This window comes from Mycetocola sp. (genome assembly GCF_046716805.1).
Classification (GTDB): domain Bacteria; phylum Actinomycetota; class Actinomycetes; order Actinomycetales; family Microbacteriaceae; genus Mycetocola_A.
Genome location: NZ_JBKJWH010000150.1, coordinates 1 through 26055 on the forward strand (window position 1 = coordinate 1; position 26055 = coordinate 26055).

General features: G+C 67.4%; 28 protein-coding genes. 11 read left to right on the forward strand and 17 right to left on the reverse strand.

Features of this window, described 5'->3' with window-relative positions; genetic code table 11:
* A partial coding sequence (locus ACLQ62_RS12195) for a hypothetical protein (RefSeq protein WP_411721907.1) occupies positions 1-344 on the forward strand: 344 nt, incomplete at its 5' end.
* Between the two features lie 25 nt (positions 345-369).
* Here the strand turns inward: ACLQ62_RS12195 and ACLQ62_RS12200 are convergent.
* The 8 genes from ACLQ62_RS12200 to ACLQ62_RS12235 form a co-directional block, all read right to left on the reverse strand.
* Entirely contained in the window at positions 370-843 is a 474-nt protein-coding gene (locus tag ACLQ62_RS12200) for an SIP domain-containing protein (protein WP_411721908.1), read from the reverse strand.
* Between the two features lie 81 nt (positions 844-924).
* On the reverse strand, positions 925-1392 hold the full coding sequence (locus tag ACLQ62_RS12205) for a carboxymuconolactone decarboxylase family protein (protein WP_411721909.1): 468 nt from the start codon (positions 1390-1392) through the stop codon (positions 925-927).
* Positions 1393-1426: 34 nt separating this feature from the next.
* Entirely contained in the window at positions 1427-2860 is a 1434-nt protein-coding gene (locus ACLQ62_RS12210; RefSeq protein WP_411721910.1) for an amidase, read from the reverse strand.
* 24 nt (positions 2861-2884) lie between these two features.
* Positions 2885-3256, reverse strand: a complete 372-nt coding sequence (locus ACLQ62_RS12215; RefSeq protein WP_411721911.1) for a hypothetical protein — start codon at positions 3254-3256, stop codon at positions 2885-2887.
* Positions 3257-3284: 28 nt separating this feature from the next.
* Positions 3285-3863 (reverse strand): N-acetyltransferase family protein, encoded by a 579-nt coding sequence (locus ACLQ62_RS12220; protein ID WP_411721912.1) that lies wholly within the window; start codon positions 3861-3863, stop codon positions 3285-3287.
* A 37-nt stretch (positions 3864-3900) separates the two neighbouring features.
* Positions 3901-4611, reverse strand: coding sequence for a uracil-DNA glycosylase (locus tag ACLQ62_RS12225; RefSeq protein WP_411721913.1), 711 nt, complete (start codon positions 4609-4611; stop codon positions 3901-3903).
* The gene (locus tag ACLQ62_RS12230; protein ID WP_411721914.1) at positions 4608-5333 is read right to left on the reverse strand and encodes a Type 1 glutamine amidotransferase-like domain-containing protein; all 726 of its coding nucleotides are present in this window, start codon (positions 5331-5333) and stop codon (positions 4608-4610) included. The genes ACLQ62_RS12225 and ACLQ62_RS12230 overlap by 4 nt, the downstream gene beginning before the upstream one ends.
* A gap of 9 nt (positions 5334-5342) precedes the next feature.
* Positions 5343-5852, reverse strand: a complete 510-nt coding sequence (locus tag ACLQ62_RS12235; protein ID WP_411721915.1) for a phosphoribosyltransferase — start codon at positions 5850-5852, stop codon at positions 5343-5345.
* A gap of 137 nt (positions 5853-5989) precedes the next feature.
* Between ACLQ62_RS12235 and ACLQ62_RS12240 the strand changes: the two genes are divergently transcribed.
* Positions 5990-7267, forward strand: coding sequence for a GNAT family N-acetyltransferase (locus ACLQ62_RS12240; RefSeq protein WP_411721916.1), 1278 nt, complete (start codon positions 5990-5992; stop codon positions 7265-7267).
* Positions 7268-7270: 3 nt separating this feature from the next.
* Here the strand turns inward: ACLQ62_RS12240 and ACLQ62_RS12245 are convergent, their stop codons facing one another.
* On the reverse strand, positions 7271-7996 hold the full coding sequence (locus ACLQ62_RS12245) for a phosphotransferase (protein ID WP_411721917.1): 726 nt from the start codon (positions 7994-7996) through the stop codon (positions 7271-7273).
* A 2-nt stretch (positions 7997-7998) separates the two neighbouring features.
* Positions 7999-8763 (reverse strand): SDR family NAD(P)-dependent oxidoreductase, encoded by a 765-nt coding sequence (locus tag ACLQ62_RS12250; protein ID WP_411721918.1) that lies wholly within the window; start codon positions 8761-8763, stop codon positions 7999-8001.
* 128 nt (positions 8764-8891) lie between these two features.
* Between ACLQ62_RS12250 and ACLQ62_RS12255 the strand changes: the two genes are divergently transcribed.
* From ACLQ62_RS12255 to ACLQ62_RS12285, 7 genes are all read left to right on the forward strand, one after another.
* On the forward strand, positions 8892-10217 hold the full coding sequence (locus ACLQ62_RS12255) for a bifunctional o-acetylhomoserine/o-acetylserine sulfhydrylase (RefSeq protein ID WP_411721919.1): 1326 nt from the start codon (positions 8892-8894) through the stop codon (positions 10215-10217).
* Between the two features lie 67 nt (positions 10218-10284).
* On the forward strand, positions 10285-11211 hold the full coding sequence (locus tag ACLQ62_RS12260; RefSeq protein ID WP_411721920.1) for an oxygenase MpaB family protein: 927 nt from the start codon (positions 10285-10287) through the stop codon (positions 11209-11211).
* Between the two features lie 40 nt (positions 11212-11251).
* Entirely contained in the window at positions 11252-12484 is a 1233-nt protein-coding gene (gene metX, locus ACLQ62_RS12265) for a homoserine O-acetyltransferase MetX (RefSeq protein ID WP_411721921.1), read from the forward strand.
* A gap of 73 nt (positions 12485-12557) precedes the next feature.
* Entirely contained in the window at positions 12558-13754 is a 1197-nt protein-coding gene (locus ACLQ62_RS12270; protein ID WP_411721922.1) for a sensor histidine kinase, read from the forward strand.
* Positions 13751-14923 (forward strand): hypothetical protein, encoded by a 1173-nt coding sequence (locus tag ACLQ62_RS12275; RefSeq protein WP_411721923.1) that lies wholly within the window; start codon positions 13751-13753, stop codon positions 14921-14923. The genes ACLQ62_RS12270 and ACLQ62_RS12275 overlap by 4 nt, the downstream gene beginning before the upstream one ends.
* A gap of 28 nt (positions 14924-14951) precedes the next feature.
* A complete protein-coding gene (locus ACLQ62_RS12280; RefSeq protein ID WP_411721924.1) occupies positions 14952-15599 on the forward strand; it encodes a LuxR C-terminal-related transcriptional regulator in 648 nt (215 codons plus the stop codon).
* 47 nt (positions 15600-15646) lie between these two features.
* Entirely contained in the window at positions 15647-15952 is a 306-nt protein-coding gene (locus tag ACLQ62_RS12285) for an MTH1187 family thiamine-binding protein (RefSeq protein WP_411721925.1), read from the forward strand.
* Here ACLQ62_RS12285 and ACLQ62_RS12290 read toward each other — a convergent pair.
* From ACLQ62_RS12290 to ACLQ62_RS12310, 5 genes are all read right to left on the reverse strand, one after another.
* Positions 15892-17157 (reverse strand): glycosyltransferase 87 family protein, encoded by a 1266-nt coding sequence (locus tag ACLQ62_RS12290; RefSeq protein ID WP_411721926.1) that lies wholly within the window; start codon positions 17155-17157, stop codon positions 15892-15894. The genes ACLQ62_RS12285 and ACLQ62_RS12290 overlap by 61 nt on opposite strands.
* Before the next feature lie 24 nt (positions 17158-17181).
* A complete protein-coding gene (locus ACLQ62_RS12295) occupies positions 17182-18675 on the reverse strand; it encodes a ferredoxin--NADP reductase (protein ID WP_411721927.1) in 1494 nt (497 codons plus the stop codon).
* Positions 18672-19550, reverse strand: a complete 879-nt coding sequence (locus ACLQ62_RS12300) for an FAD:protein FMN transferase (RefSeq protein WP_411721928.1) — start codon at positions 19548-19550, stop codon at positions 18672-18674. Before ACLQ62_RS12300 ends, ACLQ62_RS12295 begins: the two co-directional genes overlap by 4 nt.
* Positions 19537-19986, reverse strand: a complete 450-nt coding sequence (locus ACLQ62_RS12305) for an FMN-binding protein (RefSeq protein WP_411721929.1) — start codon at positions 19984-19986, stop codon at positions 19537-19539. The genes ACLQ62_RS12300 and ACLQ62_RS12305 overlap by 14 nt, the downstream gene beginning before the upstream one ends.
* A 115-nt stretch (positions 19987-20101) precedes the next feature.
* A complete protein-coding gene (locus ACLQ62_RS12310) occupies positions 20102-20953 on the reverse strand; it encodes an NAD(P)H-hydrate dehydratase (RefSeq protein WP_411721930.1) in 852 nt (283 codons plus the stop codon).
* 38 nt (positions 20954-20991) lie between these two features.
* On the opposite strand from ACLQ62_RS12310, the gene ACLQ62_RS12315 reads away from it, so the two are divergent.
* On the forward strand, positions 20992-22074 hold the full coding sequence (locus tag ACLQ62_RS12315; RefSeq protein WP_411721931.1) for an NADH:flavin oxidoreductase/NADH oxidase: 1083 nt from the start codon (positions 20992-20994) through the stop codon (positions 22072-22074).
* Between the two features lie 45 nt (positions 22075-22119).
* Here ACLQ62_RS12315 and ACLQ62_RS12320 read toward each other — a convergent pair whose 3' ends face one another.
* Both ACLQ62_RS12320 and ACLQ62_RS12325 read right to left on the reverse strand, forming a co-directional pair.
* Positions 22120-23169 (reverse strand): hemolysin family protein, encoded by a 1050-nt coding sequence (locus tag ACLQ62_RS12320; RefSeq protein WP_411721932.1) that lies wholly within the window; start codon positions 23167-23169, stop codon positions 22120-22122.
* On the reverse strand, positions 23162-24478 hold the full coding sequence (locus ACLQ62_RS12325) for a hemolysin family protein (RefSeq protein WP_411721933.1): 1317 nt from the start codon (positions 24476-24478) through the stop codon (positions 23162-23164). Before ACLQ62_RS12325 ends, ACLQ62_RS12320 begins: the two co-directional genes overlap by 8 nt.
* Positions 24479-24943: 465 nt before the next feature.
* Here ACLQ62_RS12325 and ACLQ62_RS12330 point away from each other — a divergent pair, with 465 nt between their 5' ends.
* Positions 24944-25888 carry a type IV toxin-antitoxin system AbiEi family antitoxin domain-containing protein gene (locus tag ACLQ62_RS12330; RefSeq protein ID WP_411721934.1) on the forward strand — a complete coding sequence of 315 codons (945 nt, stop codon included), beginning with the start codon at positions 24944-24946 and terminating at the stop codon, positions 25886-25888.
* Positions 25889-26055 lie beyond the last annotated feature (167 nt).

Genomic DNA, 26055 nt, shown 5'->3' on the forward strand with positions numbered 1-26055 from the left:
TCGCCGACGGCATCCTGATGTGCCGCCAATGCCACCTGCTAATCCACAACAACGGGTGGAAGATTCTCCGCGACGGCACCACCTACTTCGCCGTCCCACCACCCGAGATCGACCCGGAGCAGAAACCAATCCCGCTGCGCAGCAAGTCCGCGCTCGCCCGCGCCCGACGCCGCGCAGCCGCAGCCGCACCAGAAGCAGACTCCGAGAGTCCAGCGGACATCGACGCCGACGGAACTGAGGGTGCTGCCGCTGCGAATCAAGGGCCGCCCGGGGGCGGACGAGTGAATCCTCACCGCGTCGACCAGGTGTCTGGTGAACGCGCGACACTCGCACCGGAAAGCTGAACGGGATTCAGCGAACCGACGAAGATCAGCGCGAGACGCCGAGGCGGTAGGCGGGAGGAGTCTGAATGACATCCTCCGCGACACCGAGTTCGGCGGTGAGGTAGTCGTGAGCCTCGGCGACGCCGCGGTACTGACCTCCGAGCCAGACGTGGATCTCTTCGGGATTCTCGCACAGCATCTCACCGGCCCAGGCACGAACGGCACGCGATGCTGCTTCGCCTGGCGCACAGTCCCGACCCGATCCGGGAGCACCGGAGCGATGGGATCGCGGCAGCCAGGTCACCGTCATCCGCGGCGGAACCTGCAGGGTGCCGATGTCATCCGCGGACCCTACCTCGACGAACACCCGACCGGTCGCACAGAGCGGAAGGGTCGTCAGCGTCGCTTCGAGCTCGGGAAGCACGGTTTCGTCACCGGCGATGAGGAACTGAACGCGATGCTTGTGGTTCGCCTCATTGGCTCGGTGACCGGTGTGGTCGGTGCGGGTCTGTCGGATCATCTCCCTCTCAGTATAGGCAAGCCTTACCTCAATTCGCCAGACGGGAGCCAACCCGTCCAGCCCGTTCCCAGCGTCCCGCAGTCAGGACTCCTCGGGGTCGACCAGATACCTGCTGGTGACGGCGATCCTGTTGAACGCGTTGATCGACACGATCATCCACGACAGCGTCGCGAACTCCTCCTCATCGAAGATCTCCCGAGAGGCGGCGTAGACCTCGTCGGACACGTGACCATGCGAAACGAGGGTGATCGCCTCGGTGAGAGCCAGAGCGGCACGTTCCCGCTCCGAATACAGCCCGGCCTCCCGCCAGGCGGGAAGCACCGTCATTCGCTCGGTTGTCTCCCCGAGCGACAGAGCCTTCTTCGTGTGCACCCGAAGGCAGTAGGCGCAACCGTTGATCTGCGACGCTCGCATCTGCACCAGCTCGCACAGGAGCGGCTCGATCCCCGCATCGCGAGCCAGGTGACCGATCTCCTTGGACAGCGCCGCAAGTTTCTCGTAAGCGGTCGGGCGGGTCTTCGAGAGATGCACGCGGGCAGCGGTGGTCATGGAACCATTGTGGCCTATGGGGCTCGAGAAGCTCTCAGCGTGCGGCGATCGGCGGCGTGCGCAGTTGCCAGCGGATGCGGCGCTCCAACTGGCTGCCGATCGACAGCAGCGTCGACTCACCACCCGGACGTCCGATCAGCTGCACCCCCATCGGCAACCCGTCAGCCGTCTCGGCAACGGGGAGAGTGATCGCCGGAAGCCCGGCGACGTTGACGAAGGAAGTGAACGGCGAATACTGACACTGCTGAACGAAGTTCCGTTCGGCATCCTCACTGTCGAACGAGCCGACCGGCCTCGGCGTCTGCGCGAGCGTCGGCGTCAGAACCGCATCAAACCGGGAGAACTGCTCGATGACACTGCGTTCAAACGTCGTCATGACAGCCAGCGTCTCGGCCATCTCACGGGCGCCGATCTGCCTGCCCGACTGGACCAGGTGCCTGGTCACCGGCTCGAGCAGCGACAACCGATCGTCGTCGACGGGTATCGATGCCGCCGAGATGTGCCACAACGTCCGGAACGCATCCGGGTACACGCCATCATGCTCGAGGTGCACGTTCTCGATCCCATGCCCCATCGCACCGAGGTGCGCCAGGGCGACGCTGACCGCAGCGGATGCCTCAGGAGCGACCCGGATCTCCATCCCGTCCTCGAACGGCGAGTTGCCGAGCACACCGATCGAGAATCGTCCCTCCCCCCGAACGGCAGCCCCCAGCAGGTCCCCGTCGTTCTCATCCGGTGAACGGAGCGCGAAATGGTGGTCGATGCGTCCGTTCCTTCGGCCGATCATCGCATCCAGCAGCAGGGCGGCGTCCGTCACCGAACGAGCGATCGGACCCTTCACCGCCAGGCCGCCGATGGACTCGATGCCGGAGCCGGCGGGGACGAGGCCACGCGACGGTTTGATCCCGACGAGCCCGCACGCGGCCGCCGGGATGCGGATGGAGCCGCCACCGTCGCTACCGGGAGCAAACGGCAGCAACCGTGCTGACACCGCGGTCGCTGCTCCGCCACTGGATCCGCCCGCGCCGAGCGCGAGGTCCCAGGGGTTTCGAGCCGGTGGCGCGACGAGCGACTCGGTGTAGCCGTGCATCCCGAATTCCGGCGTGTTGGTCTTGCCGAGGCTGATTGCGCCTGCCCCGTCGAGCACCTCGACGATTTCGTCGGATCGTGGGGAGATCGTTCCGGCGAACGCCCGCGACCCAAAACCTGTGGCGACTCCGCGCCGCATGGTGAGGTCCTTGTCGGCGATCGGCAGCCCCCACAGCGCACTGGTCCTGGGCACGATGCGTTCGAGGTCCTGCGCGCGCCGGGTGGCGGCATCCGCGGTCACGGTGACGAATGCCCCGAGCTGCGGGTCCAGCTTCTCCACCCGCTCGAGGTAGTGTGCCGTCAGCTCCGATGGGGACACTTCGCCTCTCTGGAGGGCGAGCCACTGGTCCAGGGCGCTGAGTTCATGCAGTTCGGTCACGTCTTGAGCCTATTGGCGAACCGTTCACTCCTCGAGTTCGGCGGCCAATTCGGTGAGCAGCCGGCCGAACACGTGCGCCGACTGCTTGATCGACTTCCGCCCGGCGATCGGTCCGACCCAGTGCGCAGCCTGAGCGACATTGAGAAGCTCGTGTTCGATCCGGGATCCTCCCGGAGACGGAAGCACCCGGTACTCACCGCGGTACCACCAGCCGCCCTGGATGATGAGCAGTCGTTGGTCGTCATCGGCGGTGAAACCGGACACATCAGGGTCGGGCGGAGTCAGCCTTCGCTTGATGGCGGCATACACGTCGGCCGGATTCGCGTGGATCTCCCCGGCGTATGAACGAAGGACGGTGTTCTTCGCCGGGCGGTCGTATGGTGCGGATTTCGGCATGCCGACACGCTATCGCAGCCGGCATCCGTCATTTGAGAGATTTCTGAAGCAGAACGGTGCCGAGCCAGCGCTCGAACTTGAAACCGACGCGACCCATCCGGCCGATCTCGACGAAGCCGAACGACTCATGCAGCGCGATCGACGCCTCTGCGCCCCGATCACTGATCACAGCGAGGATCTCTTTGAGGCCGGCCGCCTTCGACCGGTCGATGAGTTCGCCAAGCAGGACGCGGCCGAGACCCTTGCCCGTCGACGCTGGGCCCAGGTAGATCGAGTTCTCGACTGTGAAACGATACGCCCGCTTCTCCCTCCACGGTGACACCAGCGCGTACCCGAGGATCACCTTGTTCGGTGACTCGGCGACGATGAACGGCAGACCGAGTTTCTGCAGGTGTGCGAACTTCGCCTTCCACTTCGCGAGGGACATCTTCTCTTCGTCGAAGGTGACGACGCTGTTGGCGACGTAGTAATTGTAGATCTCTCGAACGTGCGGAAGATCGGCGAGTTCAGCCTCCCTGACCGTGTACAGGAACGGCGCCTCAGGTTCGGGCTTTTTCCGCAGGTGCGGAGGCAACTTCCTGCGCGGCTGGTATTCCTCTTCAAGCACGATTACAGCGTAGACGACGGAAGATTTCCGGCGTGTTTCACCAGAGCCCAGCGGAGTCGAGGCTCCAGTCCACCGGGTCGGCCCCCTGCTCCGCAAGGAGCGTATTGGCCCTGGAGAACGGCCGGGATCCGAAGAAACCGCGCGATGCCGACAGCGGGCTGGGGTGGACGCTCGCCACGATCGGCGTGCGGCCGAGCAGCGGTGCAAGCGCCTGGGCGTCGCGTCCCCAGAGGATGGCGACGAGCGGACGGTTCCGTTCAACGAGCGTGCGGATGGCGTGGTCGGTGACCGCCTCCCAGCCGATGCCGCGGTGCGATCCCGAATCCCCGGCACGCACGGTGAGCACACGGTTGAGCAGAAGCACACCGCTCCTCGTCCACGGGGTGAGATCCCCGGATGCCGGCGGCGGCTTCCCCAGGTCGTCGGCGAGTTCCCGGAAAATGTTCGCGAGGCTCCGCGGCAACGGTCGCACGTGCGGTTCGACGGCGAACGCCATACCGATCGAGTGCCCTGGCGTCGGGTACGGGTCCTGCCCGACGATCAGGACGCGTACGTCGGCGAGGGGCGCAGCGAAGGCGCGAAGAATGTTCTGCTCGGCTGGGAGCACCTCGGTGCCGGTTCCGCGGTCGGCGTCGAGGACCTGCCCGATGGCATCCAGCTGTCCCTGCAGAGGAGCGAGGGCGTCGGCCCATCCCCGATCGATACGACCGGATGCCGCCAGGGACGCCAGGTCGAAACCGGTCGTCATCCGGCAGCCAGCGACGAGACGCGGACACCCGCCTCGGCGGGAAGAACCTGCCACACGTTGCCGGCTCCGACAGCCCGGAGGGCGCCTTCTCCGACGATGAACGCGGTGTTCTCGTCGATGGCGATGCCGCCAGCGACGAGGCCCGCCTCGGTCGCGGCGATGAGCCGGGAGAGATTTCCCCACTGCACCGCGTGGACGTCGACCGAGATGTCGAGAAGCCCGATGCCGTTCTCAACGGTGACTTCGTCAAGGTCCTCTGAGCCGTCCTCGGGGCTCACTTCCACTCCGCCGATCCGCCAGCCGCCGACCAGCGCATGCTCGGAAGCGATCGACGACCCCGCTGAGAAACCGAGGTAGGGCACGCCGGCCGCCACCTGCCTGCGGATCTCGCCGAAGATCGGGCGGAGTGCTTCGAGGTAGGCCGGCGTGAGCCCGCCACCGACGACGATGCCGTGGACGTCGGCGAGCGCCGCGTTCGTGGCTTCGTCACCGTGTGCGAGCGCCGTGACCACCGCGTCGAAGTCCCCCGGGGCACCGGTCGCCTGGATCAGTTTCTCGGCATGCTCAGCGCCGTCACCGTCGCGGACGACGACCACGGCGATCCGCGGTACTCCCTCGAAGCCGGACGCGGCCGCGCGTTCAGCCGCTTCGGCCAGGAAGGGGGCGTAGACCGCCCCGTCGTTCGATTCGGACCAACCGCCGCCAACCAGGTGCACACTCATGCGTCGAGCCTACGGGGCTATGAGCGGGGGCAACGCCGACCAGGGGAAGGTGATCCACCGGTCGGTGTCGCGCCAGACGTAATCGGGAACGAGCACCGTGCGCGGTTTGCAGTAGAGGGTGAGCGTCCTGACCGTCGCGCCGTGGTCCTGAAGCAGGTCGACGACCATCGCGAGCGTGCGACCGGAGTCGGAGACATCGTCGACGAGCAGCACATCCTTGCCGTTCAGCGCCGGGGCATCGAGCAGGGGCGGGTGCAGCACCGGCTCAGGCAGCCGCTCGTCGATGTCGGTGTAGAACTCGACGTTGATGCTGCCGCAGTTCCTGGTGCCGAGCGCATACGCGACCGATCCGGCGAGCAGCAACCCACCGCGGGCGACGGCGACGACGATGTCGGGGCGGAAGCCGGATTCGACGACCTTGACGGCGAGTTCTCGCGAGGCCTGGCCGAATTCTTCCCAACCGAGCACCTCCCGCTCGGGAGGGAAAGACGCCGGAAGGTCGGTGGTCGGGATGATCATGCAGTCACGTTACAGCGATGCGGCATCGACCGGAGCGGGGTTGCGCTCGCGAAAATCGAGCCTGTATCCGCTGTGCGTCGTCGTGCGCTGCTCCCGGGTTCGTCGACGTCGTTCCGCTTCGGCATAGGGTTTTCGGCGTGACCACAATTGAGAACGACTACGAATTCCGCCGATTCGCTTCGTCAGGGGCCGAAGTCAGTCCCGAAACCCGCGGCTGGCTGCAGGCTGACGCCCAGGGCTTCCACGCGAAGAAGTTCACCGAGGCCTCATTGGCGCGGGTGTCGGAAGGCCTCACCACCGACCGCCAGACCCTCGCCGGCGCCTACGCGAAATCCCGCCAGGAGGCGTCCCTCCCGGCGGAATACCCGGTCGCCACCTTCGCGTCGTTCGCCAAGTCGCTCAACGTAGGCGGTGGGCGGATGCTCCCCGCCCACCTCATCTCCTCCGTCACCGTGCGTCCCACTCACCGACGTCGCGGCCTGCTGCGCCGGATGATGACCGACGACCTCGCCATCGCCGCCGCCGACGGTTTCGCCGTTGCCGCACTGACGGCATCCGAGGCGACGATCTACCGCCGATTCGGATTCGGTCCTGCGGCGTGGACCCGAAGCATCGAGGTTACGACCGACGCGCGCTTCCGCCTCCTGACGGTCCCTCACGGGAGCTGTGACCAGATCGACGCGCAACAGCTCACCGAGATCGGACCGCGGGTCTTCGGGCGGTTCCACGCCGGGCAGACGGGCTCGGTCGACCGTCACGTCGGCATCTGGCACCACGTCTCCGGCATGGTGGACTCCGACGGGGAGGAAGACCGCAGTGTGCGCGCCGCGGCGCACTACGACGAGCACGGCGACATCGACGGCTACGTCTCCTACACCGTCACCGGCGACCCGCGCACCGTGAAGCTTCTCGATCTCGTGGCCGCGGACGACAACGCCGCCCTCGGACTGTGGCAGTACCTCGCCTCGATCGACCTCACCGAGACGGTCACCTGGGAGCAGGGGCGGCTGGACGAGCCACTGGCCTGGGGGCTCGAGGATCCGCGACTGCTCAGGGTGAAGGCTGTCGAGGACTGGCTGTGGCTCCGCGTGCTCGATCCGGTCGCCGCGCTCGAGGCCCGTCCGTACAGTTCTGCCGGGAATCTCGTCCTCCGGATCGTCGACGCACTGGGCCACGCGTCAGGGGTGTTCCGTCTCTCGGTGACGGATGCCGGCGCCCAGGTCACGCGGGAAGACACCGCCGCGCCCGACCTCGAACTCGACGTCTGGGTGCTCGGGTCCCTCTACCTCGGCGGAGCGGACCCGCTCAGCCTCGCCGCCGCCGGGCAGCTCGCCGAACACTCCCCCGGTGCCGTTCGGACGCTTCGCAACCTGCTCGCCTCTGACCAGCCGGTCTATGGGATCACGCCGTTCTGAAACTCACAGCCAGCCGGCGAGGTACTTGGCGTCACGCTCATAGGCGACGGCTTCGGCACGCAACGATGGTTTGAACAGCTCGTCGGCCTTCGCGACCGAGAACTCCGCGAGGTCGAAGAGCCTCGTCACGGCAACCCGGACCACGTCCTGCCAGGAGGCATCCGACCCGTACTCGCGAAGGAGAAGCTCGATCCGACCGCGGGCTGCATCCGGGCCAGGCGCCCCATCCGGAGGGGACGCCGTCAGCGGGCAGGCCCGCGTCGCGAAGTACGCGAGGTCCCAGAGCCTGGGCCCAGGCGAGCACATGTCGAAGTCGATGGCGCCGGTGATTCGACCCTCGCCGTTGAACGCGAGGTTGTGCGGGGCGAAGTCGTTGTGGCAGATGACCTCTGAGGGGATCTTCGTCGGCGACTGCCACACGGCGCCGTCGACCCCGAAGCCGATCGATGCGTCGTGGAGCTGCCGGAGCATCCGTGCCCCGTCGACGAGGACGGACTCGTCCCAGACCCAAACCGGCAACGGGTAGACCGGCACAGTCCCGTGGACATAGCTGAGGATCTCGGTATCGCCTTCGGTCCGAATCGGCGTCGGCGCCCAGCCGACACCGTTGCGGGCGACGTACCGGAGGTAACGGTGCACCGTCGGGGTCCACGGGCCGGACACCCGGTGGACCGTGTCACCGACCCGGTGAACCACGTTCATGTTCCCGCCGGCCATCGCGCCGTTCATGCTCAGGCCTTCATCGTCAGGTCGCCGCGCATGACCTTGTGGGGAGCAGCCTGCGCGACCGGTTTCACGGTGATCGAGTCGAGATTGATGTGCGCAGGCAGTTCGACGGCGTGCACGATCGTCTCGGCGATGTCCTCAGCGGTCAGTGGGTTCGGCACGTCGTCGTAGACGGCATCCGCTTTCGCCCGGTCTCCCGCGAACCGCACGAGGGAGAATTCCTCGGTACGCACCATCCCCGGCGCGACCTCGATCACCCGGATGGGCTCGCCGGCCAGCTCCAGCCGCAGAACCTGCAACAGGGCGCGCTGGGCGAACTTCGCGGCGTTGTAGCCACCGCCGCCCTCATAGGCCACCGAGCCGGCAATCGAGGTGACGCCGACGATCGACGCGGCATCCGCCTGGCGCAGGATCGGAAGCAGAGCCGAGATGACCCGCTTCGTTCCCAGCACGTTGATGTCGAACATGCGGGCCCAGTCGTCCGGGTCGCCCGCTTCGACCGAGTCCAGCCCGAACGCGCCGCCGGCGTTGCAGATGAGGGCGTTCGCCCCGCCGGATGCCGCCACCACGTCACGCAGGGCGTCGACATCCGCCTGCACGGTCAGGTCGGCGACAACCACCTCCGCCCCGGTCTCTGCGGCGAGCGCCTCCAGCCGGTCGGCGCGTCGGGCGACGCCGAGAACGTCCCAGCCGCGCGACCGGAACAGCCGCACCGTCGCGGCTCCGATCCCTGAACTAGCCCCGGTCACGACCACGCGTTGTGCACTCATGGCCTCAGCCTAGGGCGATCGCATTACGTTCTATTGCGTTGATCATTGTCTCGGTTTCGCTCCCTGCCTAGGCTCGAAGGAACGAGCATCCGTAATCTTCCACCCGACTAAGAAACGAGGGGGCTATCATGGCCGATTCCAACGCCACCTGGCAGTTCGAAACCAAGCAGATCCACTCGGGCGCTGCCCCTGACCCGACCACCAAGGCACGCGCGACCCCGATCTACCAGACCACGAGTTATGTGTTCGACAGCGCCGACCACGCGAAGAACCTGTTCGCCCTCGCCGAGTTCGGCAACATCTACACCCGTATCCAGAACCCGACCCAGGCTGTCGTCGAGGAGCGCGTCGCTGCGCTCGAGGGGGGCACCGGCGCCCTTCTGCTCGCATCCGGCCAGGCAGCTTCGACGTTCTCGATCCTCAACATCGCCCAGGCCGGCGACCACATCGTCTCCTCGTCGTCGATCTACGGTGGCACGTACAACCTGTTCAAGTACACGCTCGCCAAGCTCGGGATCGAGACGACGTTCGTCGAGGACCAGGACGACGCCGACGAATGGCACCGCGCCATCCGCCCGAACACGAAAGCCTTCTTCGCTGAGACCATCGGCAACCCGCGCATCAACATCCTGGACATCGCGCTCGTGTCGAGCATCGCGCACGAGGCGGGCATCCCGCTCATCGTCGACAACACGATCGCCACCCCGTACCTGATCCGCCCGTTCGAGCACGGTGCTGACATCATCGTGCACTCCGCCACGAAGTTCCTCGGCGGCCACGGAACCGTCATCGGCGGTGTGATCGTCGACGGTGGAACCTTCGAGTGGTCGAAGAACGTCGAGAAGTTCCCGGGCCTCACCGAGCCCGACCCGTCATACCACGGCGCCAGCTACACCACAGCTGTCGGCGACGGCCTCGCCTACATCATCAAGGCCCGGGTGCAGTTGCTCCGCGACCTCGGTTCGGCGATCGCCCCGGCGAGCGCCTGGCAGCTCATCCAGGGCATCGAGACCCTGTCGCTGCGGATCGAACGCCACGTGCAGAACGCCCAGGAGATCGCCGAGTGGCTCGACGGCCACCCGGACATCGCGAGCGTCAACTATTCGGGACTCCCGTCGAGCCCCTGGTATGCGGCAGCCAACAAGTACGCCCCGAAGGGTGTCGGTGCGGTGCTGAGCTTCGAGCTCAAGGGCGGCGTCGACGCCGGTCGCGAACTCGTCAACACGCTGAGCCTGTTCTCCCATCTCGCCAACATCGGCGATGTGCGTTCACTCGTCATCCACCCGGCATCGACGACCCACTCTCAGCTGACCCCCGAGCAGCAACTGACGACGGGCGTCACCCCCGGTCTCGTCCGCCTCTCCGTCGGGCTCGAGAACGTGGCCGACCTCAAGGCAGACCTCGAGCAGGGACTCGCGGCGGCTCGCGCCGTCGTCGTCGCAGCCCGCGGTTAACTGCAACTCTCCTGTGGCGGTCCCGCAAAGGGCCGCCACAAGTGTTTTCCCGGGTTACCCTCGGTGGATGAGCAGGTTCACCGACACGTGGCGGTCCCATCTCCTCAGCACCCTGTCCGGCTCGAGTGACGGCCGACCGCACTGGGTCGACCGGATCGAGGAGGGTTCTGACGCGGGATTTTTCGGCCCCGGTTCCGCCGCCTGGGCCGTGCACGGGGGGCTCGCCACGATGGTCGCCGGTATCCGGGCGTTGCTCCTGCAGACGCTGCACCCCGGTGCGATGGCCGGCGTCCACGACTGGTCCCGGTACCGCGAGGACCCGCTCGGCCGCCTCTCCGGAACCATCCAGTGGCTCATCACCGTCACCTTCGCCGACACGGGAACAGCCAGACGGGAATCCGCCCGGGTCGGGAAGTTCCACGAACGCGTCGCCGGCACCTACACGGACGCCGCCGGCGTCGTGCATCCGTATTCAGCCGGCGACCCCGACCTGCTCTCCTGGGTGCACATCGTCTTCACCGATTCCTTCCTTGCCTGCCACACGCTGTGGGGCGACCCGATTCCGGGCGGAGCGGATGCATACGTCCGGGAGTGGGCGCAGGCGGGCGAGCTCGTCGGCGTCCTCGACCCGCCGCGGTCTGCCACCGAACTCACCGAGGCCCTGTCCGCCTACCGGCTGGCCGGCATCCTGCACTACGACGAGAGAGTCTCCGAGGCCGTGCGGTTCATCCGCAACCCTCCACTGCGCCGGTCGATGATGCCCGCGTACCGGGTGATGTTCGCCGGCGCTGTCGCATCGATCCCGCCTGAATACCGGGAACTGCTCGGGTTGCGCCGCTCCAGGCTCCCCGTCGTCACGGCGACCGGCCTCGTGCTCGGAGCGGTCAGGCACGTCCTCGGTAGAACCTCCACCTCTGAGGACGCCGCTTCCAGGCGCATCGCCCGGCTCGGCGAGCCGGCGTCCTCCCACGAAGGCGCAGCACCCTTGTCGTAACACGGCCCACCGGGCTCCCCGAAGCCGACACAATGGATGCATGGACTGGCAGACACCCGAAGACACGGTTCCGTCCAGCTTCATCACCGAGGAGCTGGCCAGGCATTTGCTGGGCAAACCTCCGGCGACCGGCGCCTGGCGCGACGGCGACGCCCCCGGCGACCGCCTGTTTGCCGACCTTGGTCCGTTCGATTTCGAGACGGGCGGGCACCTTCCGCATGTCCGCCTCGCCTACGAGACCCTCGGCACACTGAATTCAGACAGGGACAACGCCGTCCTCATCACCCACGCTCTCACCGGCGACAGCCATGTGACCGGCGACGCCGGCAGCGGTCATGCGACAGCCGGCTGGTGGAGCAGCATCGTCGGTCCTGGCCTGGCCATCGATACCGATGTCTGGTTCGTCGTCACGCCGAACATGCTCGGCGGCTGCCAGGGCTCGACGGGCCCCGCGTCGTTTGCGCCTGACGGCTACGAATGGTCGTCGCGGTTCCCGTACATGACCATCCGGGACCAGGTCCGAGCGCAGGTGCAGCTCGCCGACCTGCTCGGCATCGACCGCTGGGCCGCTGTGGTCGGCGGGTCCGTCGGCGGCATGCACGCACTCGAGTGGGCAGTCGGCTACCCCGACCGGGTGGAGCGTCTTGCCGTGCTCGCTGCTCCCCCGCACACCACCGCCGACCAGGTCGCCCTCAACTCCGTACAGATCGAAGCCATCCGGATGGACCCGCTCTTCGCCGGTGGGCATTATTACGACGCCCAGGACGGCAACGGCCCGCACCGAGGGCTCGCTCTCGCCCGGCGCATGGCACTGCTGAACTACCGCAGCCCGTCGGAGCTCAACGCCCGGTTCGGCCGGAGCTGGCAGTCGGCGATCAGCCCTCTCGGCGACGGCGGCAAGTATGCCATCGAGTCGTACATCGACTTCCACGGCAACAAGTTCACCAGGCGGTTCGATGCCAACAGCTACATCACGCTCGTCGAGGCCATGAACTCACACGACATCGGACGCGGCAGAGGCGGAATCGACGCGGCGCTCGCCCGGGTGACGGCGGCAACCCTCGTCCTCGGAATCGATTCCGACCGGCTGTTCCCGCTGGAGGGGCAGGAGACGATCGCGCGGGGCATCCGTTCGAACATCGACGGCGAGGTGCCAGCCGTCATCACCTCGGACTTCGGCCACGACGGCTTCCTGATCGAGGCGGATGCGGTGAGTACGCACCTGAGACGGCTGCTCGACACCGCCGACCGGCGAGCCGCCTGGGTTTCCTGACTCCCGCTCCCCCTAGACTTCTCGACATGATCGGCTGTGGCGACGACTGGGGTTGCGACCGGCGGGTGGTGTCATGAGCCCGTCCCGCCTGAGCACCGAGGAACGCGATCGTTTCTCGTGGCAGCTGGCCCGGCTGCTCTACCGCACCACCCGGTTGTTCGGGCTCACAGGGACCGCCGTCGCCGGAGTCTGCTTCTGGCTGCCAGGAGCGATGTCCCTATCGAACTCGATCGCGTGCTCATCCCTTCTCGCCGCCCTTCTCGCGACCCAGCTTCTGATGACGCACCGCCCGCATCCGCTCTGGATGATCCTCGCCTTCTCACTGGGGCTCTCGCTGATCGCCGGGATCTACATGCCGGCGAATGGCCAGCTCAACATCGCCACAGCCGCCGCCATCTCCGCGATCGGTGCGTGGGGAATCGGCTCGATGGCGACCATTCTCGTGTCATCGTGGGGCCAGGTCCTGTCCCTCCTCGGGGCGCTCGCCGCCACAGTTGTCTTCCTCCTGCTGCTCACGCGCGGCAACGACCCTCGCACCGGTTCCATGCTGCTCTTCATCGTTTCGGGCTGGGCGATCTCGACCCTCTTCGGAATCTGGCTCCGGTCGAGTTTTCCGCGGGTGATGCGGCGGGTGTCGAGCATCGGTCGTGCGCACAACGTCGAACGGCGGGCGAGCGAGACCGAGGCTCAACGGCACCGGGACGCCCGGCTCCTGCACGACACGGTGCTGGCCACCCTCACCCTGCTCGCACATGCAGGGGTGGGTGTTCCGGCCGAAGCGATGCGCGCCCAAGCCGAATCCGACGGGCTCCTTCTCAAACGGCTCCGTCTCGGCGAAACGCCGCAACCGCGCTCATCGGGTGAATACACGCTCACCAACACCGCCGAACTCTCGCTCGGCGGAACACTCGAGGCTCTTCAAGTGCGGTTCGGTTCGATGGGTCTCGACATCGAGTGGCACGGCTCGGGCCAGATCGGCCTGCCAGGCACGAAACTTGAGGCGTTCATCCTCGCGCTCTCGGAGTGCCTCGAGAATGTGCGACGGCATTCCGGTGTCAGTGAAGCCCACGTCACCCTGAGCGACGACGGCGAGATGGTTCGCGGTGTGGTGACGGATGCCGGCAGCGGGTTCGACCCGGCAACCGTTCCCGACGGAAAACTGGGTTTCGCCGACTCCGTCGTCGCCCGCGTTCGAGACTCCGGCGGAAGCGTCCGCGTCTTCAGCGCCCCCAGCGCAGGAACCACCGTCGTCCTGGAGATGCCGAAATGAACCGCACGACCGAACGGCCGGACCGCGCCGCATCGGCGAGGGCCACCCTGGGCACCAGCCAGCTCGGAACGTCGCTCGCCGTCGCCGGCAGCGTGGTGGTGCTCCACTCGTTGTGGCGGTTCCTCTTCTCCTTCAGCGAACTTCCTCATCCGCTGCTCAGCGCGAGTTCATGGCTGCTGCTGCTCGCCGCATCCGCCCTGTCGATCATCGCCGTTCGCGCGAGCGGTTATCTCCTCGGCAACCTCTCGTTCGCGTTCCTTCTCGGGAGTCTCGCCGTCGTGGTCATCCTCGACCTCGCCGCGCTGTGGGACGCCAGCCAGACCGTCTACCCGACGGCGGCGGTCGCCGTGGGCGGGGTGCTGCTGGGCATCGTCACCCTGCGGTCCGTGCGCGACGTCGCCATCAGTTCCGGCGTCCTCGGTGCCGCGCTCATCGGAACGTTCCTCATCCGGCCGGACTCGGACACGCTCAATTCCGGAGCGGAGATCCTGGGGACCGCGTTCGCCGTCATGCCTCCGCTCATCGCATGCATCCTCGTCGCCTCCTACCGTCGCATGGTGTTCATGGCCCTCGACCGCGTGCTGATCCAAAGCACGGTGATGGCGCCCGCGTTCGGCGTGAGCATGCTGGAGTCCGAGGAACTCGCGCAGGTCGACCTCGAGGTCGAGCAGTTGTTCGATGACATCGCCTCTGGACGGGAGCCGCTCCCTCTCGAACCGGATCGGGCACAGCGGGCCGGGGAACTGTCCACGGTGCTGCGGCGTCACCTGATCGCCGGTCGTCGACACACCTGGCTGCACCACGCCATCGCAGAATCGGACTTCCTGTCGGTTTCGGTGGAACTTCGTGACGACGACGCCCTCGCGGCCCTCCTCGACCAGCGTCAGCGTGATGGTCTGCTCTCGGCGCTGTGGCTGCTCATGTACGGCGAGCAGCGCACGACCCGGCATGCCGTCGTCACCTTCGGCCCTGCCGCGCCCATCGCTTCCAGAGGACGACCCCAACTGCGATTCCCGATCACGATCGAGGCGCGTGGGATGCGGCGCGTCGACGTGGAACCCGCCACATGGCAGCACTTGGGCCGCACAGGACGCTATGTTGATACAACGACGACGGGTGCCCTCCTGGTCGTAATCGAGTGCACGGTCGACAGTCCGATCGATCAATAGACCGAGGACACACAGAGGAGAATCACACATGACCAGCGTGGAAAGCCCGATCCGACTCGCCATCGTCGACGATCACAAGATGCTTCTCGGGGCGTTGACGGAGTGGATCCGCGGAGCTGCCAGCGACATCCGGATGGTCGCTGCTGTGCCCACCTGGCCCGAGTTGCTCACCCACGCGGAGTTCCCCGTCGACGTCGTCCTTCTCGACCTGGACCTCAAAGACAACATCCCCGTCTCGCTGAAGCTGTCGATCCTCAAGACGACCGGGGTGAAGACCGTGCTGATGAGCACGTACTCCGACCCCGCTGTCGTCCGCGAAGCACTCGCTTCCGGAGCGCTCGGCTACCTCGTGAAGACCGAAGATCCCACAATGATCGTTGAGGCAATCCGCGCGGCCTACATCGGCGAGTCGTTCATCTCCCACGAACTCGACATCGCGCTCAACGCCACGACGACGGGCTCACCGAAGCTCAGCGCCCAGGAACGCCGCGTGATGGCGCTCTACGCGGCAGGCGAGCCGGTCAAGTCGGTCGCCTACGAACTCGGCATCTCAGAAGAAACGGCGAAGAGCTACCTCAAGCGCATCCGCGAGAAGTACCGCGCCTCAGGTTTCGACGTCGGTACGAAAGTCGCCTTGCGTAAGCGCGCCATCCTCGACGGCATCATCCTCGACTGACCCGCCCGGGTCTATCCGCGCCCACGGCGCAGTGGGAAGATGGGCTCATGCTTGTCTCCTTCTCAGTCGCCCCCTCCGGCACCGGCCGCACCGACGCCTCCGTCCACGACGCTGTTGCGGCAGCCGTCCGCATCGTCCGTGAATCCGGCTTGCCCAACCACACCGACGCCATGTTCACCACCATCGAAGGCGACTGGGACGACGTGTTCGACGTGATCCGCCGTGCGACCGACGCCGTCGGGCAGTTCGGATCACGCGTGTCGCTCGTGCTGAAAGCGGACATCCGGCCCGGCTACTCCGGTGAGCTCACCGGCAAGGTCGACCGGCTCGAAGCCGCCCTCGGCGAGGACTGATCTGCCCCGGCACCGAACACATCAGCCAGCGCCCACGCGAGGAGCACGAACAGCCCGGCGTTGCGCACGCTCAGGACGCACACCATCGCCGGTGTCGCTGACAGCAGCCCGCCGTAGAGATACGGGTACAGAAGCTGGGTGAGCGACGCCAGGGCGAGGGCGATCCCCGCCGGCCACGCGAACGCCCTCCCCCGGTAGACCAGCCCGACGATCACCGGCGCGATCAGCCAGGTCTGGAACTGCGGGGACCCCACCTTGTTGAATGCGATCAACACGAGCACGAGGGCGAGAGCGAGCGACGGGAACAGTCGCAGAACGGATGCTCCGCGCTTCACCGCGAGAACACCGGTCAGCACCGTCCCCGCCACAGCGAGCGCGAGAAGCGGCGTCATCAGCCCGATCACCGCCTCCGTGCCGGGGCCGGTCACCTGGAAGGTGAGGATCTCGCGGTCGTAGTAGATGTAGCTGCCGGGCACCTGCGCTGACACCAGCCACAGGTACGGTGTGGCAACCGGCGATTCGATCTGCAGCCCGCGGCCGGTCTGCGCACTGACGAAGCCGAACAGGTGCTCGCCGCCACCCAGCACACCGACGAGAAGACCGATGGCGGCACTCGTGGCGACCCCGGCGAGCAGCACGGCTCCCCGGGACCGGCTGGAGACCAGCAGGGCGGCGATCAGGGCTGCCGGCCACACCTTCATCCAGGTGGCGACCGCGAGCAGGACCCCCGCGACGGACGGATGCCTCGCCATCAGCAGGAGGGCGACAACCGCGATCGGAACGGTGACGGCGTCAATTCGTGCGACGGCGATCGGGCCGAGCAGAGCGGTGAATGCCAGCCACCACCATGCTGCGATCTCCCGTCTCCTGGACGGCCGAGTACCGAGGAGCACGGCGAAACCGGCGGCGTTGAGCAGGGTGATGAGAGCGAGCCACGCCGGCGCGTACAGGTCGGGGCCGAACCCCATCGCGGCGATCATCGGAAGGATTGCGGCGATCGGGTACACCCACTCCTGGGTGATTCCGACGACCGGTCCACCGGAGAGCGCCTGTTCGATCCAGGGACGGTAGACGAGGCTGACGTCGCCGAGCGGAAGTCCGATGGCGTACTCGCCGATGCCGGAGCCAGGAAGGCCGAGGCAGATCCAGGCCAGGACGGCGTGCACAACGACGAACGCCGTCCAGAAGCCGATTCGCCCGATCACCGGTCTCATCCTAGGCGGGCGGGGTCAGTAGCCGGAGAAGTAATCCGTCTTCGCCCGTCTCCCGAAGACCGGGCGGAGAGCGTCGACAAGCCCCGGCGGCCCGGAAATCAGGGCGGTACGCTTCTCCAGGTCAGGTATCGCTGCCGTCAGCCGATCGCCGGTGAGCCGACCGGGGCCGAGGTAGGTCCAGCCGGCCGGCAGCAGGTCGGGCGGCTCAGGGGCGGCGACGAACACCCGCACCCCGAGCTGCTCCAGCTCGGTCCGGTAGGCGATCTCATTCGGGCTCGACACGGCGTAGACGAGGACCACGTCGCGGAGCTTCCCGGAACGGCGCAGGTCGTTCAGCTGGCTGAGGAACGGGGTGACCCCGATGCCGGCAGCGACGAGAACGAGCGGTGTGGTCGCATCCGCCGGCAGGGTGAAGTCCCCCCAGACGCCGGTGACCCGGATGACGGCGCCCGGGTCCAATCGGGCGACGGCGGATTTGAAGCTGCTGCCCGGCTCGTGCTCGCGAAAGGCGATCGCGACCGTCGGGTCGGCGGGCGCCGTGGCGATGCTGAACATGCGCCGGCTCCCCCGGAAGTCAGCATGGGGGTGAGGCACTGACAGTTCCAGGTACTGGCCGGCAGCGAAGCGCACAGGTGCGGCCGGCCGGAACCGCAATTCGACCACGGTCGGGGTCAGCCGGAGCCTCGATTCGAGCACCAGGCGGATGCCACGGCGTTGGCCGGCCAGAAACGCCAGCAGGTTCCCGGCGATGAGGGCGAGCTCCGGCGTCGCGAAGACAGGGCCGAAACTGTACGGCAACGCAAAGAGCAGCCCCACAACGGCCGCCTCAGCCAGCTGCTGCCAGCGCCGCGGCGGCAGGGTGAGCGGCTCGGTGAGCATGAATGCCGCGAAGAACACCACCGGGTAGGAGGTGAATGGAGTCGCCAGGGCGGCGGCGGGAGCCATACCGTTGCCGATCAGCTGAACCACGGTCGCCGCGACGCTCACGACGAGAAAAACCCCGGCGAGCGCGAACCGGCGGGTGCGGTAGAGCACGAGCAAGGCTGCGACCGCGACGGCCGGCAGCAGGGCGGCACTGCCGACCCACCACCAGGAGACGCCCAGACCGGTGACGCCGACGATCACGGCACCGAAGGCAGCCGGATTGAAGATGTGCCTGCCGCGCACGGCAACGAGATACTTCGAGAGGGTCGCCACGACGGCCGCTCCCGCGGTCGCCGCGAGTTCCATCGGTTCGATGCTCGGCCGGAAGATGAAGAACAGGAGCAGTCCGGTGATCAGCGCCGACTCCGTGTGCGGCGTGACACGGAACAGTGGGGCGATGAGCCGGTTGGAGATCACGCTGACGCCAACGGCAACGGCAAGTCCTGCCCCGAGTTCCACCGGGCTGAAGAACAGTTCCCCCGTGAGCGAGAGAACGACACTGACCACCGCGAGCATTCCGAGCAGGATGCTGACCAGCCGGTACATGGTCACACGATGGATCGCGGTGTCGAGAGAGCGTTTCATCGGAAGAGTTCCCCGGGAAAACCGGGCGATCGTTCGATCCGCCCGTCGGTGAAAACGCGGACCCCTTCAGCGCCGAAGAGCGTCGCAAGGTCGGCAGGAGCCAGGAAGAACAAGGCGGTGGCGACCCCGTCCGCCATCGCCGTGTCCGAAGCAAGCGCCCAGGTGGCGACGACCTCGTCGACCGGCGATCCCGTGCGGCCGTCGACAATGTGGTGCAGGCCCTCGCCCCATGCCCGTCGGTTGGTAGCCGAAGCACAGAGCGCCCCGCCGGTCAGGGTGACGACCCCGATGGCCCGCGAGGGATCGTACGGATGCTCCAGGGCGACCCGGATGGGTGCTCCACGGTGGGCGATGTCACCGGAGGCGTCGACGGTGAACTCCGAGTGGCCCGCCGTGGTGAGGAGGCCGGCGACGAGGTCGACCAGATAACCTTTCCCCGCAGCACCGATATCGATGCTCACCGGGCGGGTGGTGTGCAGGATCGTTCCGTCGAGCCGTGCGACGTCGGCCCAGCCTGGCGCGCCTGACCGGGGCTCGTCGCGTTCCCGCAGCGAGTACGAGGGGTCGTAGCCGAGATGATTGAGGGCATCGCCGACGAACGGCGACACCGCACCGTCCGTGGCATCCGTGAACCGGGAGTAGAGAGCGAAGAGCGGCGGGGCGTCTGCCCCGAGATCGTGGCTGCCCGGCGCTCGCGCGATGGCGGCGACGACGGAGTCCGACCGGAACCGCGACCAGGTCCTGTCGAACGCCGCGATCCGGTCGTGGATCGCCTGCGCCAGCCCGGGCTCGATCGGCACGGCCGAGTCGATTCGCCAGCGGGTACCGATCGCCTCGAAAACGAGCGGGAGCACGTCCGGCTCAGCTCGCAGCATCGTCCCGGATCTGCTCCAGGGCTTCGTTGAATCCGCCGCTCGTGAGCGACGAGCCGGCGACCCTCGACACGTCGAGCTCGTCGATGTTCTTGCCGACGACCATCTCGCCGATGTTCTCGATGAACTCGCCCTGGTACTTCTTCGCGTTCGGCGTGCCGCCGGAGCCGGTGACCCCCAGGTCGGTGACTGTGTTGTCCTCGAGGCTGAGCGTCACCGTCACCGATTCAGGCCCACCCGGCGAAATGTACGAACCTTCAGCGGTGTATTCACCGTTCTCATACTCGGCGCCCGACGGCTCCCCCGCTGGCGATTCGCCTGCCGGGGACTCCGACGGTGCGCTCGCCGTCGAACCGGAGCCGGCGCACCCGGCCAGGCCACCAACCATGGCGATTCCGGCGAGTGCCGCCGCGACGTTCTGCCTCGATCGAATCTGCATTTGCCTGCCTCTTTTTCCGAAAATGGTGCATCGTTCGTGGTGCCGTCTGGGCAAAACTAGCGCGCGTGTCAGTAGCTCTTCGTTGCGCCGGCTGTGAGCTGGCTGTGAAAGCTGATCACGCCCGGTCGGCACCGAGCAGGCGACGCACCGCATCCGGCACCCGTTCCGCGATGTCGAGGGCCACGATCGGGCCGCCCCTGGACGCGATCGACGCGGCAAGCCCATGGATGACTGCCGCCGATGCCGCCAGCCGCGCCGGCATCCCCGGCTCTACCGCCGCCGTGGAGTGGGTGGCGAGGAGCGCGCCCAGGATGCCGGCGAGGACATCGCCCGCACCGGCCGTCGCCGTCCACGGTGGGGCGATCGACACGGACAGGTGCGGGCCGTCCGGTTCGGCGATCCACGTCGTCGCGCCTTTGAGCAGAACCGTCACACCGAGCCGGTGCGCGGCACGGATCGCCCAGCGTCCAGGCTCCGCCGCGATGTCCGCGACGCCCACAGTGGTGCCCGCCGCGGCAAGCATGCGCGAAAGCTCACGGTAGTGCGGGGTGACGATCACCCCGCGGCGCGGGGCGAGCGCCACGCTCTCCAGGGCGCCGGCGTCGGCGACGACCGGCTCGATGGAGGCGAGGGCGTCGGAGAACAGCGCGCCGAGCAGTCCGAGGTCCTGCGAGTCTGTGCCTGAGCCGATCAGCCACGCCTGGACGCGACCGGGCGTCGACACGATCTCTGGTCGCCTGGCCAGCACGAGATCGGTGGCATCACCGAGGTACCGGATCATTCCGAGGCCTGTTCTCGCTGCCGCCTCCACCCCGAGCACAGCGGCACCGGGGTAGGCGCTCGAGCCGGTGACGATGCCGAGCACACCCCGGCTGTATTTGTCGCTGACGGCGGTCGGGACGGCGACGTACGACGCCGCATCGTGCTCAGCCCACGGCATCCAGTGAGTTCCCGGAAAATTCTCCATGCCATCACGATAGGTTGAAGTCGCCGATGAGGAGCAGAATGCCTGAACTGTTTGACCCGCTGACCCTTCGCGGACTCACCGTGCGCAACCGCCTGTGGATCGCGCCGATGTGTCAGTACTCCGTGTTCGCCGAGGACGGCGTCCCCACCGACTGGCATCTCGTGCACCTGGGCCAGTTCGCGACCGGCGGGGCGGGCCTGGTTCTCACCGAAGCGACGGCTGTGACCCCGGATGGCCGCATCTCGCCACGCGACACAGGCATCTGGACCGACGAGCAGGCCGCCGCCTGGAGCCGCATCGCCGCCTTTCTCCGGTCACAGGGAGCTGCCGCTGGCATCCAGCTCGGTCACGCGGGGCGGAAGGGTTCGACCTTCCCGGCCTGGGGCAGCGACGATCGAGGTACGGTCCCGATGACGGCTGGCGGCTGGCAGTCCGTCGGTCCGACGGACGACCCGTTCGGCAGCCTCGACGCGCCTGCCGCCCTTGACGAGGCGGGCATCACCCGCGTCGTCACGGCGTTTGCGGATGCCGCCACCCGCGCGGTGACCGCCGGTTTCGACGTCGTCGAGATCCACGCCGCCCATGGCTACCTGCTGCACCAGTTCCTGTCCCCGCTCGTGAACACGCGGACCGACCGGTACGGCGGCACGCTGGAGAATCGGGCCCGTTTCCTCCTCCGGGTGGTCGAAGCGGTGCGCGCGGTCCTCGGCGACCGGGTCCTTCTGGTGCGGTTCTCAGCCACCGACTGGGCGGAGGGCGGCTGGAACCAGGCCGACACGGCATCCGTCGCCCGCTGGGCTGCTGATGCCGGTGCGGATTTCTTCGACATCTCAACGGGCGGCGCCGTCGCGGGCGTCGAGATTCCGCTCTCCCCGGGTTACCAGGTCCCGTTCGCGACCTACGTTCGCGAGCACGCGCGGGTGCCGGTGTCGGCCGTGGGTCTCATCACGGACCCCGCCGAAGCGGAGGACATCGTGCGCTCAGGCCGAGCGGATGCCGTGATGATCGCCCGGGAGGCGCTCCGCGACCCGCACTTCGCCCTGCGCGCAGCGTCGATGTCGGGCGTCGACGACCTCGTCCCAGGCGCGTACCAGCGTGCGCCGTACCCCACCGGGGGCTGAGCCGTCCCCGGCGCGGGAACGACGGGTCAGAACGAAACGGCCGGATCAGCGGCGCTGCGTGGCATCCTGAACTTCGCCGACCAGTTCCTCGATGATGTCCTCGAGGAAGAGCACCCCGGTGGTCTCCCCACCGGTGTTGAACGCACGGGCGAGGTGGGCGCCTGAGCGGCGCATGATCGCGAGGGCGTCCTCGAGGTCGGTGTCCTGGAAGATCGAGACGAGCTGTCGGATCCGTTTCGCTGGCACCGGCTCGTTCTCGTCGCCGGGCTCAGCCGACGACTCGAGCCGGAGCACATCCTTGAGGTGCAGGTAGCCGCTCGGCAGGCCCTCCTGGTCGACGACCACGTAGCGCGAGAAGCCGTGCTTGGCGACGGCCCGCTCGACCTGCTCCGGGGTGGTGTCGTACGGCAGGGTGACGAGGTGCTCGACGGGGATGGCGACGTCGAGCACTTTCTTGTTGGTGAACTCGAAGGCCGCGAGCAGCGCGCCAGTGGAGTCGAGGAGCAGCCCTTCCTTCGTCGACTGATTGACGATGTTGGCGACCTCGTCAAGCGTGAACGTCGACGTCGCTTCGTCCTTGGGCTCGACCCCGAACAGGCGGAGCACTCCGTTTGCGACGGCGTTCAACGACCAGATCACCGGCTTGAAGACACGGGCGACGAAGACGAGCGGGGGCGCCAGGAACAGCACGGCCTTGTCCGGCACCGAGAACGAGAGGTTCTTGGGCACCATCTCGCCGAAGACGACATGGAGGTACGACACGAGCAGCAGGGTGATGATGAAGCCGATCGTGCCGATGGCTTCCTCGGGCAGGCCGGTGAGACCGAGCGGCACCTCGAGGAGGTGGTGGATCGCCGGCTCAGAGACGTTGAGGATCAGCAGCGAACACACCGTGATGCCCAGCTGGCTGGTGGCCAGCATGAGGGTGGCGTGTTCCATCGCCCAGAGCGCGGTGATCGCGCTGCGTTTGCCCTGCTCGGCGAGGGGCTCGATCTGCGAGCGCTTGGCCGAGATGACGGCGAATTCGGCGCCGACGAAGAACGCGTTGCCAGCCAGCAGGACGAACAGCCAGGCGATTCCTTCCCAGTCACTCATTTTCTTCGCCCTCCTCGGCGGGGTGGGGGGTGAAGCGGATGCGGTCGATGCGGCGCCCGTCGAGGCGTTCCACCTTCAGCGAACCGGAGTCGATGGCAACTTCGTCGCCGACGAGCGGGAGCCGCCCGAGTTCGGACATCACGAATCCGGCGACGGTGTCGTACGGACCGTCCTCCGGGACGGAGATCGACGTTCGTTCGAGAAGCTCGTCGGGGCGGAGGCTTCCGGGGAAAGCGATGGAGCCGAGGGTCTTGACGACGCCGGCACGGGTGCGGTCGTGTTCGTCGGCCACTTCACCGACGAGCTCCTCGACGAGGTCCTCCAGCGTGGCGATCCCGGCCGTTCCGCCGTATTCGTCGACGACGACAGCCATCTGGTAGCCGCGGCCCCTCAGCTCTTCGAGCAAAGCGTCGAGGCGCATGGTCTCCGGCACGCGGACGATGTCGTATTGCAATGCGGACACCGGAACATCCGCCCGCTTCTCGCGGGGAACGGCGATGGCCTGCTTGACGTGCACAAGACCGACCACGTCGTCGGCGTCCTCGTCGATGACGGGGAACCGGGAGTACCCGGTGGTGCGGGCCAGTTCGACGACAGCCTGGGCGCTGGCGCTGCGGCGAACAGACTCGACCCGGGGCCTCGGCGTCATCACGTCGGCTGCCGTGTGGTTGGCGAACAGGAGTGTGCGGTTCAGCAGCGTGGCTGTGTCGTTCTCGAGCGTGCCGGCGCCGGCGCTGCGGCGGACCAGGCTCGAGAGCTCCTCGGCGGTGCGGGCCCCTGACAGCTCCTCTTTCGGCTCGATGCCCATCGAGCGCAGGATGCCGTTGGCGCTGCCGTTGAGAAGGCTCACGGCCGGTTTGAACACGGTGGTGAACAGGGTCTGGAACGGAACGACCAGTTTGGCGGTGGCGATCGGCAGCGCGAGTGCGAAGTTCTTCGGCACGAGTTCGCCGATGATCATCGACAGCAGGGTGGCGACGATGACCGCGACGGTCACCGCGATCGGGGTGACCGCTGCTTCAGGCAGGCCGAGGGCCAGGAGCGGCGGGGTGAGCAGGGAACTGATCGCCGGTTCCATCGTGTACCCGGTGAGCAGTGTCGTGAGGGTGATCCCGAGTTGCGCGCTCGACAGGTGGGTTGATGTGATCTTGAGCGCGGCGATGGTCATGCCGAGCCGGGTTTCGCCACGGTCCTGGCGGGCTTCGAGTTCTGACCTGTCGAGGTTGACCAGAGCGAACTCGCTGGCGACGAACAGGCCGGTTCCGACGGTGAGGGCCAGCCCTGCGGCGAGGAGGATCAACTCAAACATGAGTCAACTCCCGCCGGGGCGAGACGGGTTGATGGGCTTCGGGCGAACTGGCAGGTGGGGGGTCGTCCATTGTGCGCTCAAGTATACGCAGGCCGCGGTGGGAGTTCGCTGCGGGGCGGTCGTGGCAGCCGGAGCGCTCGCGCGGGTCTTACGGTGTCGCGCGGGCGCACGGGCAGGAGCGCCAGGCCGTCTGGCCCGCGCCGGCCATCACTCGACGCGGCGGCCCCGTCCACCGGCGCCTCCCTCCCGCTCCTCCCCTGGCGCCGGTGTGAGGCAGCGGCAAGCCGACATCGACTGCTCGCGCGGGGGTGTCTGCGCAACGCTGGTGCACGAACGCCAGCGCCGGGCCAATGCACCTGCGCCGGCGGTTCGCCGCCGCCCCTCCCCAACCGCTGGGCCGCCGGGTCCTTTCCACCCATACCGTTTCGATGCGATAGCGGCCCTGCACCGGCGGATGCTGGTGGCGTGAATGACTCTCAGCACGACCTCCTTCTTCGGCGGCGCGACCTGGTCGCCATCGGCGAAGATCACACGATCCGACGTCGACTGCGCCATGGACAGCTGGTGCGTGTCGCCCCAGGCATCTACGCAGAGCTCGAGCGGTGGCGGGTACTCGACCCACTTGCCCGCCATCGGATGCTTGTACTCGCCACCGCCGAACGACTGCGCACACCCGTCGTCTTCTCGCATCACGCCGCAGCCGCCCTTTTCGGCATCCGTCTTCTCGGGGACTGGCCTCGTACCGTCGATGTGACTCTCGAGCGCGCCACCGGGGGGCGCTCGGACGGCGGGATTCGACGTCACTGCACCGGCCTGGACGACGTCGACATCGTCGTTTCTGGCCAGGTGGCCGTGACATCCCCCGCCCAGACGGTTGTGGATCTGGCGCGGATGCTCCCCTTCGCCGATGCCGTTGTGGCGATGGACTCAGCGTTGCATCGCAAGCGGGCGGGCGGCGCGCTGACGACCAAGGACGCACTCCTGGATCGGTGCGCCGCTATCGAAGGACAGCGCGGCTGGCGCCGGGCTCACCTCGCGGCGGAATTCTCCACCCACCTCTCCGACTCCCCGGAGGAGTCTCACAGTAGGATCCAGATCCACCTGGCCGGGTTTCCGAGGCCCGAACTGCAGCAAACCTTTGTCGATGCCGAGGGGTTCATCGCCGACACGGATTTCTACTGGCGTGATTGTGACCACGCCGGCGAATGCGATGGCCGGGACAAGTACCGGAATCCGGCCTATCTCCGCGGACGGGACCCGGCCGACGTCGTCATTGCCGAGAAGAACCGCGAGAACCGGCTGAGACGCGTCGTCCGCACCGTGTCACGCTGGGAACCGGCCGATCTGTACCCACCGTCCCGAATGGTGGACATCCTCATTCGTGCCGGCCTCCCGCGTTCACGCCGGTGAGACGGTGAACCGCGGGCGCTGTTGCACCCGCGCAGCACAGAAACGCCCGCGCCGGCGCTGCGACCGTGTGCTTCAGGACAAGAGCGAGGATCGGCGGCCGTGCCCCGCCGAGTTGACACCGGGAGGGACTTCACCCTTCGCGCGGGTGGAATTGCCCGCCGCGGGCG

Bases quoted from the DNA above. Each gene is read 5' to 3' on its own strand.
- ACLQ62_RS12300 (WP_411721928.1), bottom strand. From the start codon at position 19,550: ATGCTGCGAGCTGAGCCGGACGTGCTCCCGCTCGTTTTCGAGGCGATC.
- ACLQ62_RS12225 (WP_411721913.1), bottom strand. From the start codon at position 4,611: ATGACGACCGGTTTCGACCTGGCGTCCCTGGCGGCATCCGGTCGTATC.
- ACLQ62_RS12305 (WP_411721929.1), bottom strand. From the start codon at position 19,986: ATGCAGATTCGATCGAGGCAGAACGTCGCGGCGGCACTCGCCGGAATC.
- ACLQ62_RS12295 (WP_411721927.1), bottom strand. From the start codon at position 18,675: ATGAAACGCTCTCTCGACACCGCGATCCATCGTGTGACCATGTACCGG.
- ACLQ62_RS12215 (WP_411721911.1), bottom strand. From the start codon at position 3,256: ATGCCGAAATCCGCACCATACGACCGCCCGGCGAAGAACACCGTCCTT.
- ACLQ62_RS12325 (WP_411721933.1), bottom strand. From the start codon at position 24,478: ATGTTTGAGTTGATCCTCCTCGCCGCAGGGCTGGCCCTCACCGTCGGA.
- ACLQ62_RS12235 (WP_411721915.1), bottom strand. From the start codon at position 5,852: ATGATCATCCCGACCACCGACCTTCCGGCGTCTTTCCCTCCCGAGCGG.
- ACLQ62_RS12255 (WP_411721919.1), top strand. From the start codon at position 8,892: ATGGCCGATTCCAACGCCACCTGGCAGTTCGAAACCAAGCAGATCCAC.
- ACLQ62_RS12250 (WP_411721918.1), bottom strand. From the start codon at position 8,763: ATGAGTGCACAACGCGTGGTCGTGACCGGGGCTAGTTCAGGGATCGGA.
- ACLQ62_RS12285 (WP_411721925.1), top strand. From the start codon at position 15,647: ATGCTTGTCTCCTTCTCAGTCGCCCCCTCCGGCACCGGCCGCACCGAC.
- ACLQ62_RS12315 (WP_411721931.1), top strand. From the start codon at position 20,992: ATGCCTGAACTGTTTGACCCGCTGACCCTTCGCGGACTCACCGTGCGC.
- ACLQ62_RS12245 (WP_411721917.1), bottom strand. From the start codon at position 7,996: ATGAACGGCGCGATGGCCGGCGGGAACATGAACGTGGTTCACCGGGTC.
- ACLQ62_RS12270 (WP_411721922.1), top strand. From the start codon at position 12,558: ATGAGCCCGTCCCGCCTGAGCACCGAGGAACGCGATCGTTTCTCGTGG.
- ACLQ62_RS12200 (WP_411721908.1), bottom strand. From the start codon at position 843: ATGATCCGACAGACCCGCACCGACCACACCGGTCACCGAGCCAATGAG.
- ACLQ62_RS12260 (WP_411721920.1), top strand. From the start codon at position 10,285: ATGAGCAGGTTCACCGACACGTGGCGGTCCCATCTCCTCAGCACCCTG.
- metX (WP_411721921.1), top strand. From the start codon at position 11,252: ATGGACTGGCAGACACCCGAAGACACGGTTCCGTCCAGCTTCATCACC.
- ACLQ62_RS12320 (WP_411721932.1), bottom strand. From the start codon at position 23,169: ATGAGTGACTGGGAAGGAATCGCCTGGCTGTTCGTCCTGCTGGCTGGC.
- ACLQ62_RS12310 (WP_411721930.1), bottom strand. From the start codon at position 20,953: ATGGAGAATTTTCCGGGAACTCACTGGATGCCGTGGGCTGAGCACGAT.
- ACLQ62_RS12275 (WP_411721923.1), top strand. From the start codon at position 13,751: ATGAACCGCACGACCGAACGGCCGGACCGCGCCGCATCGGCGAGGGCC.
- ACLQ62_RS12230 (WP_411721914.1), bottom strand. From the start codon at position 5,333: ATGAGTGTGCACCTGGTTGGCGGCGGTTGGTCCGAATCGAACGACGGG.
- ACLQ62_RS12205 (WP_411721909.1), bottom strand. From the start codon at position 1,392: ATGACCACCGCTGCCCGCGTGCATCTCTCGAAGACCCGCCCGACCGCT.
- ACLQ62_RS12280 (WP_411721924.1), top strand. From the start codon at position 14,952: ATGACCAGCGTGGAAAGCCCGATCCGACTCGCCATCGTCGACGATCAC.